This is a genomic window from Acinetobacter sp. Ac_5812 (genome assembly GCF_013072695.1).
In the GTDB taxonomy this organism is placed as follows: domain Bacteria; phylum Pseudomonadota; class Gammaproteobacteria; order Pseudomonadales; family Moraxellaceae; genus Acinetobacter.
The window spans coordinates 362,575-376,729 of record NZ_LXUK01000012.1 but is presented as its reverse complement, the minus strand read 5'-3'; the positions used below and the strand labels follow the sequence as shown (position 1 = coordinate 376,729).

Annotated in this window: 13 protein-coding genes and 1 pseudogene; 3 read left to right on the top strand and 11 right to left on the bottom strand. The window is 38.9% G+C overall.

What is annotated here, in order from left to right:
• Positions 1-991 precede the first annotated feature (991 nt).
• The 3 genes and pseudogenes from A7P55_RS22875 (at position 992) to A7P55_RS11020 (ending at position 3,294) form a co-directional block, all read left to right on the top strand.
• Positions 992-1,099, top strand: coding sequence for a DUF3606 domain-containing protein (locus tag A7P55_RS22875; protein ID WP_171552107.1), 108 nt, complete (start codon positions 992-994; stop codon positions 1,097-1,099).
• A 358-nt stretch (positions 1,100-1,457) separates the two neighbouring features.
• A pseudogene (locus A7P55_RS22610) lies at positions 1,458-1,843 on the top strand (site-specific integrase); the annotation flags it as partial.
• Positions 1,844-2,022: 179 nt separating this feature from the next.
• Positions 2,023-3,294 carry a tyrosine-type recombinase/integrase gene (locus tag A7P55_RS11020; RefSeq protein WP_171552106.1) on the top strand — a complete coding sequence of 424 codons (1,272 nt, stop codon included), beginning with the start codon at positions 2,023-2,025 and terminating at the stop codon, positions 3,292-3,294.
• Between the two features lie 21 nt (positions 3,295-3,315).
• Here the strand turns inward: A7P55_RS11020 and A7P55_RS22870 are convergent, their stop codons facing one another.
• The 11 genes from A7P55_RS22870 to A7P55_RS10970 all read right to left on the bottom strand — a co-directional run bounded on the left by A7P55_RS22870 (position 3,316) and on the right by A7P55_RS10970 (position 14,139).
• On the bottom strand, positions 3,316-3,474 hold the full coding sequence (locus A7P55_RS22870) for a hypothetical protein (protein ID WP_324097330.1): 159 nt from the start codon (positions 3,472-3,474) through the stop codon (positions 3,316-3,318).
• 157 nt (positions 3,475-3,631) lie between these two features.
• Positions 3,632-4,582 (bottom strand): thioredoxin-disulfide reductase, encoded by a 951-nt coding sequence (gene trxB / locus A7P55_RS11015; RefSeq protein WP_171552105.1) that lies wholly within the window; start codon positions 4,580-4,582, stop codon positions 3,632-3,634.
• A gap of 18 nt (positions 4,583-4,600) precedes the next feature.
• On the bottom strand, positions 4,601-5,305 hold the full coding sequence (arsH, locus tag A7P55_RS11010; protein ID WP_004699742.1) for an arsenical resistance protein ArsH: 705 nt from the start codon (positions 5,303-5,305) through the stop codon (positions 4,601-4,603).
• Positions 5,306-5,310: 5 nt separating this feature from the next.
• Positions 5,311-6,351 (bottom strand): ACR3 family arsenite efflux transporter, encoded by a 1,041-nt coding sequence (gene arsB / locus A7P55_RS11005; protein WP_004699740.1) that lies wholly within the window; start codon positions 6,349-6,351, stop codon positions 5,311-5,313.
• A gap of 7 nt (positions 6,352-6,358) precedes the next feature.
• On the bottom strand, positions 6,359-6,832 hold the full coding sequence (locus A7P55_RS11000; RefSeq protein ID WP_004699737.1) for an arsenate reductase ArsC: 474 nt from the start codon (positions 6,830-6,832) through the stop codon (positions 6,359-6,361).
• A gap of 6 nt (positions 6,833-6,838) precedes the next feature.
• Complete coding sequence (locus tag A7P55_RS10995) at positions 6,839-7,159, bottom strand: metalloregulator ArsR/SmtB family transcription factor (RefSeq protein ID WP_113996875.1); 321 nt, start codon at positions 7,157-7,159, stop codon at positions 6,839-6,841.
• A gap of 59 nt (positions 7,160-7,218) precedes the next feature.
• On the bottom strand, positions 7,219-7,653 hold the full coding sequence (gene arsC, locus A7P55_RS10990) for an arsenate reductase (glutaredoxin) (protein WP_113996874.1): 435 nt from the start codon (positions 7,651-7,653) through the stop codon (positions 7,219-7,221).
• 146 nt (positions 7,654-7,799) lie between these two features.
• Positions 7,800-8,162: a copper-binding protein gene (locus A7P55_RS10985; RefSeq protein ID WP_113996873.1), complete on the bottom strand. Its 363-nt coding sequence runs from the start codon at positions 8,160-8,162 to the stop codon at positions 7,800-7,802.
• 33 nt (positions 8,163-8,195) lie between these two features.
• Entirely contained in the window at positions 8,196-11,330 is a 3,135-nt protein-coding gene (locus A7P55_RS10980; RefSeq protein ID WP_171552104.1) for an efflux RND transporter permease subunit, read from the bottom strand.
• Between the two features lie 14 nt (positions 11,331-11,344).
• A complete protein-coding gene (locus A7P55_RS10975) occupies positions 11,345-12,835 on the bottom strand; it encodes an efflux RND transporter periplasmic adaptor subunit (RefSeq protein ID WP_171552103.1) in 1,491 nt (496 codons plus the stop codon).
• The gene (locus A7P55_RS10970) at positions 12,835-14,139 is read right to left on the bottom strand and encodes a TolC family protein (protein ID WP_151821999.1); all 1,305 of its coding nucleotides are present in this window, start codon (positions 14,137-14,139) and stop codon (positions 12,835-12,837) included. Before A7P55_RS10970 ends, A7P55_RS10975 begins: the two co-directional genes overlap by 1 nt.
• Positions 14,140-14,155 lie beyond the last annotated feature (16 nt).

Here is a 14,155-nt window from a genome sequence, read left to right as displayed (position 1 = left end):
GACACTACCCCGGATTGTTGTTAATTTGTGTGTTTTTGTTAAATAGATAAAATTTCTTTGATATTAGTGCTTGTTTAGTGTGGTAGCAATTCATTTTTTCTATTTATTATTCATAATTTCGATTATTAATTCGTTGAATTAAAAGATGTTTATTTTATTTAGATCAACTTAACTTTTCAGGTATATTCTTTAATAATATTAACTGTTTATAAATATATTCACTTAATTACTTTTCAAAGCCTGTATAGAATTTTATTTAATAACAAACTTCAATTTACTTTTTTAAATTTTCCTGAGTCCAACTTTTCTCTCTTCATGGTTAAAAATTATACTTCTTATTTTCGACCAGATTTAACAAAGGGATTCTGACTAGATTTATAAGAATCTATTGTTAGCTTGCTATGCATTACTATCATTGAATGAAATAATTTTAATTTTTTAGCGAAGTGTTTAAAGTCAATAAAAATCGTCTATATGATAATGAGAAAATGTGCACTCAAACGCATACTATTTGCAAAGTTAAATGAATGACAGGTCTAGACAAGCTTTAGAAAATTAAAACTTAGCCATGATTATATGATGACTTTCCCGAAAACTGATGAACCGTTTTACAAGAGAAACGATCACGTGACAAACTTGTACTAGCAATGAAGGCATGCAGCATGCGTCACTGCCGAGCATATAATGCATAGCAATAAAAATAAGGTTGAAATTACAAAGCTGCAAGTTGACTAAAAACTGAATTTACTGAATGAGACCGTTATAGATCTCTTTTGTATCTTCCCATTTAAATGCTGGGAAAACATGGCAATAAAAAAAGTAACTTAAAAAGTGGTTGATTTATATAACGAATTCTTATGGATGAGGTATCAGTAGATACATACAAAATAACATCATGTTTTTATTTGGATTTTATTTTACTCAAAATTCAAATTTATCCAGTCTTGAATAATGACCTTCTTAAACATTTTAAAATATACTGTCATGAACCATGGGAATTAGAGCATTGGAGTTAGGCGTTAGTGAGGATAAGTTAAAAGCAGCAGTAAAAACTGTAGGAGTACAGATTGATGATGATAAAAAACACCTTAACAAGTAAAAAACTCTAAAGTTAGGAATAAACTTTTTATTCCTAACTTTTCAATTTTAAATAGAGATAAAAGCGTAAAATTCTCTCATCTTTATTTTACGACTCTTTTCTATTGTGCTTTAAGCTTGTAGCCACATTCTAGATTGAATACCATCCCATTGTTCAGGCGAGCGAGTACCTCATACAACACGAAGTTTTAAAGGATTGTTCTTATATTCAACCAAATGAAGAAAATAAAAAAAAGCTGTTGATAGATAATTAATTTTTTAAATCAGCACCTATTAGATTTTGAATAAAAAATCTCCATATCAATTAAGGTCATGTGAATGCGTTCAACAAGAAACGCCTAAAACCAAAAGGCCTGATTGTAGATTTAAATGATTTTGCTTTTGAGGCATTCCAACAGCTTAGGTCTTTAACATATCTCAAATATGAGCATGTTTTATCTGTGATGAAACAGGTCAGGAATTTACTACGCAAAAATCATTGAGTGAGAAGTTTGTGGCTGCACTGAAAGCGAATGGCATCCGCTATCGCCCTGCCTATAACACTCGTCATACTTATGCGACTGTATGCTTAATGAATGGACTCAATCCAGTTTATGTAGCTTCACAGCTAGGGCATAGTTTGGTGATGCTCATGAAGCGTTTTGCGAAGTGGATTAATTCAGATAAGAACAAAGAAGAGATCGCTAAAATTTCGAATAATGCCAAAATTGTGCCAAAGAAAAAGGGAATCAAACTATGTATTTGATTCCCTTTTAGATATTTGGCGGAAGCGGTGTCCGTCTAACACCAATCCTAAGAAGTCCAATCCAATATTATAAATTAATATTTTTCAATTAATTACAATTACACCCATCCAACTCAGTCTTGTCTAATCCGACTATTTCCAGTATTTTATGAGGGGTAATTTGAGGGGTAGACAATAACATGCCAAAGAAAGCTAAAGAGCTATCTGCGCTTAGTGTAGCAAAAATTAAAGAGACTGGTCGATATCACGTAGGTGGTGTTGATGGTCTTTGTTTAAACGTCGAAGGAACTTCCCGTGTCTGGATTTTACGTGCGGTGGTGGGAAAACATCTGGATAAAGATGGAAAATTAAAACCTCATCGACGTGATATTGGTATTGGTCCATACCCTGAAGTTTCTTTAGCTGAAGCTCGTGCTAAAGCCACTGAATTAAAATTACAAATACGAAGTGGTATTGATCCAATTGTCCATCAACAGGAACAGATTGCAAAGCTTCATGTTCAGCAACTACGGAACAAAACATTCATGGAATGTGCAAAAGTTGTTATTGCCAATAAAACCCGTGAACTCAAAAATGAAAAACATATTGGACAATGGTCATCAACACTAGAAACTTATATTTACCCAACTTTGGGCAATCTTACTATTAGTAACATTACCAAAGCCGATATTGCTGAAGTTTTAAGACCTATTTGGGTTGAGAAAAACGAAACAGCCAAACGTATCCGTGGTCGTATAGAAACCATTTTTGATTATGCCAAAGCAATGGGATATTTTGAGGGTGACAACCCTGCCGAATGGAAAGGCAATCTTGAACCTATATTAGGTAATTTAAAGCAGGAATCACGCCCTCACCCATCCCTGCCCTATGAACAGGTTGCTGAGTTTATCCAACACTTAAGACAGAAAAAAGGAATTTCACCAAAAGCTCTGGAATTTGCAATTTTAACCGCCTGTCGCTCTGGTGAGATTTTTGGGGCGAAATGGCAGGAAATTGATTTTAAGAATAAAGTCTGGATTATTCCTAAAGAACGTATGAAAGCAGAAAAGGAACATCATGTGCCTTTGTCGAAAGAAGCGATAAGTTTGCTTGAATCAATTCAAAATCATACTCTAATTCAAGATTTCATCTTCCCTGCGCCACGGAGTGGTGAGATGCTTTCTGATATGTCTTTGACGACCCTAATCAAACGACTGCATGAGCAAAAGCTTAAAGAAAATGGCTTAGGCTATATTGATCCCAAACAAAACCGAGTCATTACAACGCATGGCTTTCGGTCTACTTTCCGTGATTGGTCGGCAGACAAAACAGATTACCGTAGAGAAGTGTGTGAACATGTTCTCGCACACAAACTTCCAGATAAGGTTGAAGCTTCTTATTTACGTGGAGGCTATTTAGAAAAACGTAAAGGCTTAATGGCTGATTGGGCAACATATATCATGCACAAATAGCCTGAAGCCATGTGGTACAGCTCAAAAAAGTACAATCCCAATTACAAAAACACTTAATATAAAAATAAGAGATAAAGGAATTTTATCTCTTATAAATCTGAATTTTAATTGCTCATCCATCCAACTAATTTGATGTTCCCAAAAGAATTTGTAATGAGCATACCAATTACTAAAAAGGATCTGCTTACTTATCCCACACTCGCTTTAAGTAAGCGAATCCGAAATAGAGAAACGCTGGCGTAACACTATAAGTAGCTAAATAAAAAAACAATATAGAAAATCTAACTCCACCCATGAGAGGTGGAGTTAGCTTGATTTATTTCAGTGAATGTATTGATTATTCTTGATTGTCTAAATACTTTTCAGCATCCAATGCTGCCATACAACCCGAACCAGCCGAGGTAATCGCTTGACGATAAATACTGTCTGCCACATCACCCGCAGCAAATACACCCTCGATAGATGTAGCTGTTGCATTACCCGTAGTTCCACTTTGGACTTGGATATAGCCATCACGTAGGTTCAATTGACTTTCAAACATTCCTGTATTGGGTTTATGTCCAATCGCAACAAACAAGCCTTGCACTTGAACATCTTGGATACTTGCATCTTGAGTGGATTTAATACGTACCGCCGTTACACCTGTGTTGTCACCTAAAACCTCATCAACTTGATGGTTCCAAATAATGCTGATTTTGCCCTCTTTTTCTTTGGCAAAAAGATGGTCTTGCAAAATCTTTTCAGAACGCAGACTGTCACGACGGTGTACCAGTGTCACATGTGCAGCGATATTTGACAGATATAAAGCTTCCTCAACCGCAGTGTTACCACCACCAACCACCATGACATTTTGGTTTTTATAGAAGAAACCATCACAGGTTGCACAGGCACTCACACCCTGCCCCATGAAAGCTGCCTCTGACTCAAGACCTAGATATTGAGCCGTTGCACCTGTTGCAATAATCAGTGCATCACAAGTATATTCACCCATGTCACCTTTGAGTACGAATGGGCGAGTTTTGAGATCCGCCTCATTGATGTGATCATAGACCATTTCTGTACCAAAGCGTTCTGCATGCGCCTGCATACGCTCCATGAGTACAGAACCAGTTAAGCCCTCAGCATCGCCAACCCAATTATCAACTTCAGTCGTTGTTGTTAATTGCCCGCCTAATTGTAGTCCAGCAATCAATGTTGGTTTGAGGTTGGCACGAGCTGCATATACGGCTGCACTATAACCCGCAGGTCCCGAACCTAAAATAATTAAACGAGAATGTTGATTTTGCATTTAATTTTCTCCAGCATTCTACAAACTTCGCTGATTAACACGTTTTGATAATTCTTCAGCAGATTCTTTACGCTCAGAATAACGATCAGTTAAATACTGACTTTGCCCCCGTGTCAGCAAGGTGAATTTATACAGCTCTTCCATCACATCCACGATACGGTCGTAATACGATGATGCTTTCATTCGCCCATCTTCTTCAAACTCTAAAAATGCTTTTGGAATTGAAGACTGATTCGGAATCGTGATCATCCGCATCCAACGCCCTAAAATACGCATTTGATTGACACTATTGAAAGATTGCGAACCACCACTGACTTGCATTAGTGCCAGTGTTTTTCCTTGAGTGGCACGAATCGCACCACCTGCCAATGGAATCCAATCTATCTGTGACTTAAAGATCGAACTCATTGAACCGTGACGTTCAGGCGAACACCACACCATGCCCTCTGACCATGCCAAAAGCTCATGTAGTTCTTTTGCTTTTGGGTGTTCCATATCCGCATCTTCTGGCAAAGGTAGCCCTTTCGGATGAAAAATTTTAACCTCAGCACCAAACTGTTCCAAGATTCGACCTGCTTCCATCACGGCTAAACGACTATACGAACGCTCACGGTTAGAACCATATAACAACAAAATACGTGGCGCATGATCTAACGATTTAGCTTGAACTTTTTCCAAAGTTGGCTGTTCAAGTAGCTCCATATCAACATTAGGAAGATTCATTACAATTACACCGATTTAAAATACTTTTTTCTGAGCCATAGAGACACACTCACTAAAGCGATCAATACAGGTACTTCAACTAAAGGACCAATCACGGTGGTAAATGCCACAGGTGAAGCCAAACCAAAGGTTGCAATCGCTACAGCCAAAGCCAACTCAAAGTTATTACCAGCAGCCGTGAAAGAAATTGCTGTGGTTTTAGGATAGTCATTGCCCATCCATTTACTCATAAAGAAGCTGATGAAAAACATCACAATAAAATAAATCGTGAGTGGGATTGCGATACGCAGAACATCCAATGGTAAGCTCACTACATCACCACCTTTTAGGCTAAACATTGCCACGATGGTAAAAAGAAGTGCCAATAAACTGAGTGGGCTGATCTTGGGTAAAAAGACATTTTGATACCAATCTAAGCCTTTGGCTTTGACCAAAACCAAACGAGTCAAGAAACCAAGAAGAAATGGAATCCCCAAGTAAACCAACACCGCATGGGTAATCGTCCAGAAATCAACATTGATCACTTGCCCTGCAATACCGAAATAGGGTGGCAAGAATGTGAGGAACAGCCAAGCATAGGTACTAAAAAACAGAATCTGGAAAATACTATTGAATGCCACCAACGCTGCTACATATTGGTTATCACCACAGGCTAAACCATTCCACACCAAGACCATTGCAATACAGCGAGCCAAACCGATCAGGATCAAGCCTGTCATGTACTCTGGATAGCTATGTAAAAAAATAATTGCTAATGCAAACATTAATACAGGCGCAATCACCCAGTTCTGCACCAAAGACAAAGTTAAGGTTTTCTTGTCTTTAAACACTTGTGGCAAAGTAGCATAGTCCACTTTGGCTAAAGGTGGATACATCATCAGAATCAAACCAATCGCAATTGGAATATTGACGGAATCCACACTCATTTTGTCTAAAGTAACGGAAGCTTGCGGAAAGAACACACCTATCGCAATCCCCAATGCCATGGCGATAAAAATCCATAGAGTGAGGTTACGATCTAGAAAAGATAATCTTTGTTGAGCCATGATGTTCTCATTCAATATGCGAAATTTGATTGATTGCTGCAATCAAATCTGGGCGAGACATATGAGTTGTATCTAGTGCCAATAAAGCGTCTAAGCGGCGGTTGATATGATCAACAGTAACTTGGAATGCTTTTAATTTTTCTTCTTTCGGCAAATCTAAATGTGAAGGATCAGCCAAGCCCCAATGTGCCTTAATCGCTCCACCTAAATAAAGTGGACACGCTTCTTGAGCTGCTGAATCGCAAACAGTAATCACGACGTCAGGTTGATATTGTTCGCAGTCATCAATGGTTTTACTCCACAAACCATCTGTTGAGAGACCAAGATTTTCTAAAGTTTCTATAGTCAATGGATGTACTTGCCCTGATGGCTTACTACCTGCACTGTATGCTTTCCATCCTTCAGGCGCACGACTGTTAAAAAGGACTTCTGAGAGGATGCTACGGCAACTATTTCCAGTACACAAAAAAAGAAATTTCATATTCTATTACTCACAATAGCTATTTATTTGGATATTTTGGGAATCTTTATTTACTATGGTTTGACTGCTTACCAAAAGATTCAGAACGTCATGGCACCACGTTGGTAACTGCGGATTAATGCTGTAATACACCCATTGACTTTGTCTTCTGTCCTGTAAGAGACCAGAAGAACGCAATAACGCTAAATGCCTAGAAATCTTTGGCTGACTCAGTTGCAACTTTTCAGTCAAATCACAAACACATAATTCTTTATTCTCAGCGACTAAAGTCACGATATTGAGTCGAGTTTCATCTGATAAGCATTTAAAAAAATTAACTTGGTCCATTCTTAATTCCTATTCACTTATTTGGATATACGGATAATCATATACAAAAAGTAAAATTTTTAATTCACTCGTTGACCATTTTCATCAATCACTTTTTCACCATCCTCTTTCGTAAAGGCACCCTTCTGAGGTAATGGTAGAATATCTAAGACAACTTCTGAGGGACGGCTTAAGCGAGTGCCTAATTCAGTAACAACAAATGGTCGATTAATCAATATTGGATGATCAAGCATAAAACCAAGTAACTGCTCATCACTTAAATCACTACGATCAAGGTCTAAATCCCGATATGGATCTACATTCTGGCGAATGGCCTCTCTTACTGTTAATTTTGCATCCTGAATCAATTTAACTAATTCGTCATGACTAGGTGGTGTAATGAGATATTCAATCACAGTTGGCTCAATCCCTGTATTACGGATCAAAGCCAAAGTATTGCGAGATGTCCCACAAGCAGGGTTGTGATAAATCTTCACATTTGATGAAGTTGCCATTGAGTTAAGCTCTTTTGATAATTTATAATATCTTTATATTCGAATTACCATATATATGCAATACCATATGTTTTGTTTTTTATTAGAGAATAAGGCTCTTTTGAAAAGAACCTCATTACTATCAAAATTCTATCTACTAAATCATCCTATTTTTTTAACTTAGCAGCTACGACTGTGTATGTTTCTCCCTCAGCCTTTAATTCAAAATCAACTTTTTGCCCTACTGCAAGCCCATTCAATAATGCAGGATCAGCAACTTTAAAGCCCATGGTCATCGCAGGCCATTTAATCGCAGGAATTGCCTCATGATCGAGTGTCAAAATATTTTCTTTCGTATCAATAGCCGTAATCACTCCAACTGCTTGAGTTGTCGTTGCTGTAGATGATTCTTTACTCATCTGCTCCATAGGCGCTTCCGCTTTCTTTTGCTCTGACGCCTCATTTTTACTACATGCACTTAACGCAGTAACAGTGCCAACAAGAGCGACAATTTTAATAAATTTAAACATAATAAAACCTCTTTGAACGAAATAAGAAAACTATCAAGATTTTGATAGTTTTCTTTTGATTAAAAGTTGATATGCAGCGGGAATAACAAACATTGATAAAAGTGGAGCTGAAATCATGCCCCCAACCATCGGTAAAGCAATACGGCTCATCAATTCAGAACCTGTTCCGGTCCCCAAAAGAATAGGAAGTAGCCCGGCTAAAATTACAGCTACAGTCATCGCTTTTGGGCGAACACGTAGAACAGCCCCTGTACGAAGTGCGTCATTGAGCTGTTGTTCAGTTAAGGATTTTTCAGAAGACTGCGTTTGTTGTATGGCTTGCTTTAAATAAAACAACATGACCACACCAAACTCTGCGGCAACACCCGCAAGTGCAATAAAGCCTACTGCTATGGCAATTGAAAAGTTATAGCCACTGAAATACATTGCCCAAATACCACCGATTAAAGCGAATGGTAGAGTCAGCATAATCAGAGCAGCATCTTGTACTTGTCTAAAAATCAAATAAAGCAATAGAAAAATGATCATCAAAGTGATTGGTATCACCACCTTTAGACGAGCATTTGCTCTTTCCATAAACTCAAATTGACCTGAATAACTAATACTCATACCCGCAGAGCGTTTCACTTGTTCATCAATAGATCGTTTCAAATCCTGAACAACAGAAGCTAAATCACGCTCTTGTACATCAACATAGACCCAGCCACTTGGGCGAGCATTCTCACTTTTTAGCATTGGGGGGCCATCAGTGATTTGAATATTGGCAATGCTACTCAAAACAATTTGCTGACCTGATTCAGTCAGAATTGGTAAATTCCTTAAGGCTTCAAGTGAATCTCGGATTTCTCGTGGATAACGTACATTAATAGGATATCTAGCTAATCCCTCAATAGTTTCCCCAATATTCTCCCCACCAATTGCTGATGACACAATTTGCTGTACATCGTTGATATTAAGACCATAACGTGCAGCTTGCTTTCGATTAATATCGATATCAACATATCGCCCACCAGTGAGTCGTTCAGCTAAAGCTGAGCTAACACCGGGTATCTTTTTGGCAACCTGTTCAATTTGTTGTGCAACCCGATCAATATCTTGCAAATCATTTGCTGAAATCTTAATCCCGATTGGGCTTTTAACCCCAGTTGCCAACATATCAATTCGGTTACGAATAGGTGGCACCCAGATATTTGTTAAACCCGGTACTTGAACCGCTTTATCCAGTTCTTTTACCAACTTGTCGGATGTCATACCTGAACGCCATTCAGATCGCGGTTTAAACTGAATCGTGGTTTCAAACATTTCTAAAGGTGCAGGATCTGTAGCCGACTCTGCTCTCCCAGCTTTACCAAATACAGTGGCAACCTCTGGAACAGTTTTAATCATTCGATCAGTCTGTTGAAGTAATTCAGAAGCTTTTGCTGCGGACAATCCCGGTAAAGCTGAAGGCATATACAGTAAATCACCTTCATCCATATTAGGCAGGAACTCTCCGCCTAATTGCGTTAAAGGAAAAAGACTGATAAGAAAAATGAGTAATGCACCTAATAACGTTGTCTTTGGATAAGCTAGGACTTTATCTAACATAGGATGGTATATTTTGATGAGAAACCGGTTTAATGGATTCCGTTGTTCAGATGGTAACTTCCCGCGAATCCAGTATCCCATCAAAACTGGAATCAATGTAATAGATAGCCCCGCAGCAGCAGCCATGGCATAAGTTTTAGTAAATGCCAATGGAGAGAACAATCGTCCTTCTTGTGCTTGCAAAGTAAAAATGGGAATAAAGGATAAAGTAATGATGAGTAAACAGAAAAATAAAGCAGGCCCAACCTCACTGGCAGAACGTGTAATGATGTCCCAACGCTCTTGTATTTCTAAAACTCGATCAGGATGTTCATGTTGCCAAGCTTCAATATGCTTATGTGCGTTTTCGACCATAACCACAGATGCATCAACCATAGCACCAATCGCGATTGCAATCCCACCCAATGACATGATATTGGCATTTAGTCCCTGATAATACATCAATAAAAAGGCTGACAAGATTCCCAAAGGCAAAGAAACAATCGCAACCATTGCTGAACGTAAATGCCAGAGGAATAGCCCACAAACCAAAGCCACTACAATAAACTCTTCAATTAATTTATGGCTGAGATTCTCTACCGCCCGATCAATCAATTGACTGCGGTCATATACAGGAACAACTTGTACACCTTTCGGTAGACTTTGTTGTAATTCAGCAAGTTTTTCTTTTACAGCAGTAATGGTTTCACGTGCATTTTTACCAGCACGTAAAATCACAACACCTCCAACAGTTTCCCCTTGTCCATTGAGTTCAGTAATTCCACGACGCATTTCAGGACCGAGTTGAATCGTTGCAACATCTCCAAGAGTGATTGGAACACCTAAATCGTTTGTACGTAACGGAATCTGCCGAAAATCTTCTAATGTTTTTAAATAACCTGAAGCTCTCACCATATATTCAGTTTCAGCCATTTCTAGGACTGAACCGCCAGTTTCCTGATTTGCCTTTTGAATTGCTTCAATTATGCTTCGCTGAGAAATACCGAATGCTGCCATTTTGGTTGGGTCTAAAACAACTTGATATTGTTTAACCATCCCCCCAATTGTGGCGACCTCAGCCACATTTGGTACTGTCTTCAGTTCATACTTCAAAAACCAATCTTGTATGCTTCGCAGTTGTGAGAGATCATGTTGTCCTGTTGGATCAACCAAAGCATATTCGTAGATCCAACCAACACCTGTAGCATCTGGTCCTAATGAAGATTTTGCATTTGCAGGCATTCTTTCTTGTATTTGATTGAGATATTCCAATACACGAGAACGTGCCCAATAAAGATCAGTATGTTCATCAAAAATGACATAAACAAACGAATCACCAAAAAAAGAATAGCCCCGAACAGCTTTAACACCGGGTACTGATAACATGGTCGTTGTTAAAGGATAAGTCACCTGATTTTCAACAATTTGTGGTGCTTGACCGGGAAAATTAGTTCGCACAATCACTTGTACATCAGACAGATCTGGCAAAGCATCAACCGGAGTATTATTGACAGCCCAAGTTCCCCAAACGGCAAGAACTACAGCAGCTAATAAGACAAATACTCGATTTGCAATTGAAAAACGAATAATACGGGCGATCATAATGGTTCTCCCGTTTAGTTCTGCATAGATGTCATAGACATCTTGGAAATGTCAGAAATAACATAAGCATCCCCAACACGTGTAAAACTAAAACTGACCTGCTCGCCTTGCTGAATTTGGGTAAATGGTTGTACTGGTTGTTTAAAGCTCATGGTCATAGCCCCCCAACCCAATTCAGCAATTGCCTGATGTGAAATGGTAATGTCTTGAGCTGTAACTTTTTCCACTTTACCAATGCCTTGGTATATTGATGCCTTAGTCACTTGAGATGATGTAATCGATTGTCCAGTGTTCAACTTATCCAGTACACCCTGTAAATTGGCCTCAGAATCAATTAGGAATTGTCCCGAAATCACGATTTTCTGACCAGCGTTCAAACCCTGTAGAATTGCTATTTTATTTCCGTCACTCTGTCCTAACTGTACAACAACAGGTTCGAAACGCCCTTTTTCATGTGCGACAATAATAATATTACGAGTACCTGTACGTATAACAGCTTGCTCTGGCACAACTAAACTGCTTTGAGGATTGTTGGAAAATTTGACAGAAGCAAACATTCCGGGCTTGAGTTGTCCCTCTCTATTAGGTAACTCAATACGAACTTTTATGGTTCTGCTTGTAGTATCTAATGTCGGTAAAATATCAATGACTTTGCCAGACACTTTTTGAGGGTACGCAGCAAAAGTTGCTTCGATTTTATCTCCTCGCTTTATCCCAGCAATTTGCGTTTCAGGCACTGCTGCTTCTAACCAAATTGGATTAACGCCTTTAATGGTGGCAAGTGTTTGCCCCATAGCTAAAGCCATTCCACTACGAACTTCTAGTGAGTCAATGAATCCACTCAAAGGAGCACTCAAAGTCATATTAGACTGTACTTGATGTGTCCGTTCGACTTGATGGATCACATTTGGTGGGATTCCTAGAAGCTGTAGGCGTTGTCGACTTGCTTGAATAAGAGAACGGTCTCCTATTTTGAGTACGGCCAAAAACTCAGTCTGTTCCCCAGTCCATTCAGGGATGGAAATATCAGCAATCGGACTCCCTTGAGTAACTATATCCCCGACTGCATAACCATAGACACGTTGGACAAAACCGCTTGCCCGTGTTTGCAGAATTGCCACCTGTCGCTCATTCGCTTGTAATATGCCATTGGTTAACAAGGTATTGCCCATTACAGCCTGTTCGACTGTGGCATAACGGATGGCTAGATTTTGTTGAAGAGCTGGATCAATCTTTACTCCTGCACTATCAGTTATTCCAGAAGTACTTTCATCCGCATACTTAGGGACTAATTGCATATCCATAAAAGGGGATTTCCCCGGCTTATCAAAATGCTGTTCTGGTTTCATTGGATCGTACCAGTACAACACATTAGCAGTTGCCTGATCACTTACAGTTTGCTTTTTATCATTTTGATGCGCATACCAATATCCAACCCCACTACCGACTCCCAAGCTGCCCACAATCAAGCCAGCAATTACAAATGCCAATTTATTTTTTAACATTATCTTGACTCCTCAGCATGGTTTAAGGTGGGTTCTACAAAAGAAAAATAGAGCTGGGCTTTGATAATTGCTTGCTGTTGTTGTAAATCGATGAGACGTAATCGCTGATTTAGTAATGCTTGTCGTGTCTCAATGACATCTGACAAATTGGCTTTACCAGCCTGATAACTTGCTAACTGTAAAGTTACTTTTTCTTTAGCCAAAGGAAGTGTACTTTGAACGGTACGTTGGATTTGTCTTTCAAGAGCTTTTAAATCCGACAGCCCCTCATCTAACATGGTGAGATGGTCGCGGTATTTTATCTCCTGATCTGCTGTAATCCGATTTTGTTCAGCTAATGCTGCCTGAATGAGCGGACCACTACGTTTTTTTGAAAATATTGGTAGTTCTGTTGTCAGTTGTACACCAATCATATCTCCAAATTCAGGAGCACGATGCTGATAGGCAAGCTCAATACCCCAATCTGGTTTTTGAAGGGCTTGGGCTTGCTTAAGCTTTGCTTCAACAGTTTGCTTTTCTGCTTGGAATGCTTTTAGTTCAGGGTGTTGATGCAGATGATGATATAAACGTGATGTATCAAAATTAATTATAGGTTCTTGGGTAGGCAAACTTTCTATTTCAGTTGTACCACTAGAGTCCTCACTGATTAATCGGTGTAATTCTAGTTTTGCCTTATTTATATCTCGAAGCAAATCATCTTTTTGATCAAGTAAAATAGTTTTGTCCAGCCTAGGGGAAATTGTATTAGCAACCATGGTTCGACCAGACGCAACCTGTGTTTGTGTAATCTGGGATAGCAATCCATTTTCTGAAAGAAGGTCATCATATAACGCCAGTTTACGCTCAAGATAAAAACGTTTAAGCCATGCCGATGCTACTTTTTGACGTAACTCAATTCGCAGAATTTCTGTTTGAGCATTTGCTGAACCCAATTCAGCTTTTGCTAATTCAACTTCAGCTAATCTTTTGGCACGATTTGGAAAATCTTGCATGATGCCAATCTTTTGCATCGTCATCCCCTCTTGTGTGACAGACCATGCAGCATCACCTGATACAGGGTAGTTATCGAGGCCCACAAACAGTTTAGGATTGGGTAAGATACCAGAGGCTGAAACCATATTCTCAGCGCCTTCAATCTGAGCGCTATTAGCTCTTAGAGTAGGTGCATATTGCTCAGCAAGCTTCAACGCTGTATCCAAAGTCAATGGCTGGGCATAAGCATGACCATAACTCAAGAAAAAACAGATCGTCACAATTGAGCATCCACCCCATTTTAGGGACAGTTTTTCTTTATTAAAGTTCATATTTTTAGCTCTAAAA

What these genes read in the sequence shown, in the direction of transcription:
- A7P55_RS10970 (WP_151821999.1), bottom strand. Translation starts at nt 14,139, where the DNA reads ATGAACTTTAATAAAGAAAAACTGTCCCTAAAATGGGGTGGATGCTCA.
- A7P55_RS22875 (WP_171552107.1), top strand. Translation starts at nt 992, where the DNA reads ATGGGAATTAGAGCATTGGAGTTAGGCGTTAGTGAGGATAAGTTAAAA.
- A7P55_RS11000 (WP_004699737.1), bottom strand. Translation starts at nt 6,832, where the DNA reads ATGAAATTTCTTTTTTTGTGTACTGGAAATAGTTGCCGTAGCATCCTC.
- A7P55_RS10980 (WP_171552104.1), bottom strand. Translation starts at nt 11,330, where the DNA reads ATGATCGCCCGTATTATTCGTTTTTCAATTGCAAATCGAGTATTTGTC.
- arsH (WP_004699742.1), bottom strand. Translation starts at nt 5,305, where the DNA reads ATGAATCTTCCTAATGTTGATATGGAGCTACTTGAACAGCCAACTTTG.
- A7P55_RS10985 (WP_113996873.1), bottom strand. Translation starts at nt 8,162, where the DNA reads ATGTTTAAATTTATTAAAATTGTCGCTCTTGTTGGCACTGTTACTGCG.
- arsB (WP_004699740.1), bottom strand. Translation starts at nt 6,351, where the DNA reads ATGGCTCAACAAAGATTATCTTTTCTAGATCGTAACCTCACTCTATGG.
- A7P55_RS10975 (WP_171552103.1), bottom strand. Translation starts at nt 12,835, where the DNA reads ATGTTAAAAAATAAATTGGCATTTGTAATTGCTGGCTTGATTGTGGGC.
- A7P55_RS11020 (WP_171552106.1), top strand. Translation starts at nt 2,023, where the DNA reads ATGCCAAAGAAAGCTAAAGAGCTATCTGCGCTTAGTGTAGCAAAAATT.
- trxB (WP_171552105.1), bottom strand. Translation starts at nt 4,582, where the DNA reads ATGCAAAATCAACATTCTCGTTTAATTATTTTAGGTTCGGGACCTGCG.
- A7P55_RS10995 (WP_113996875.1), bottom strand. Translation starts at nt 7,159, where the DNA reads ATGGACCAAGTTAATTTTTTTAAATGCTTATCAGATGAAACTCGACTC.
- arsC (WP_113996874.1), bottom strand. Translation starts at nt 7,653, where the DNA reads ATGGCAACTTCATCAAATGTGAAGATTTATCACAACCCTGCTTGTGGG.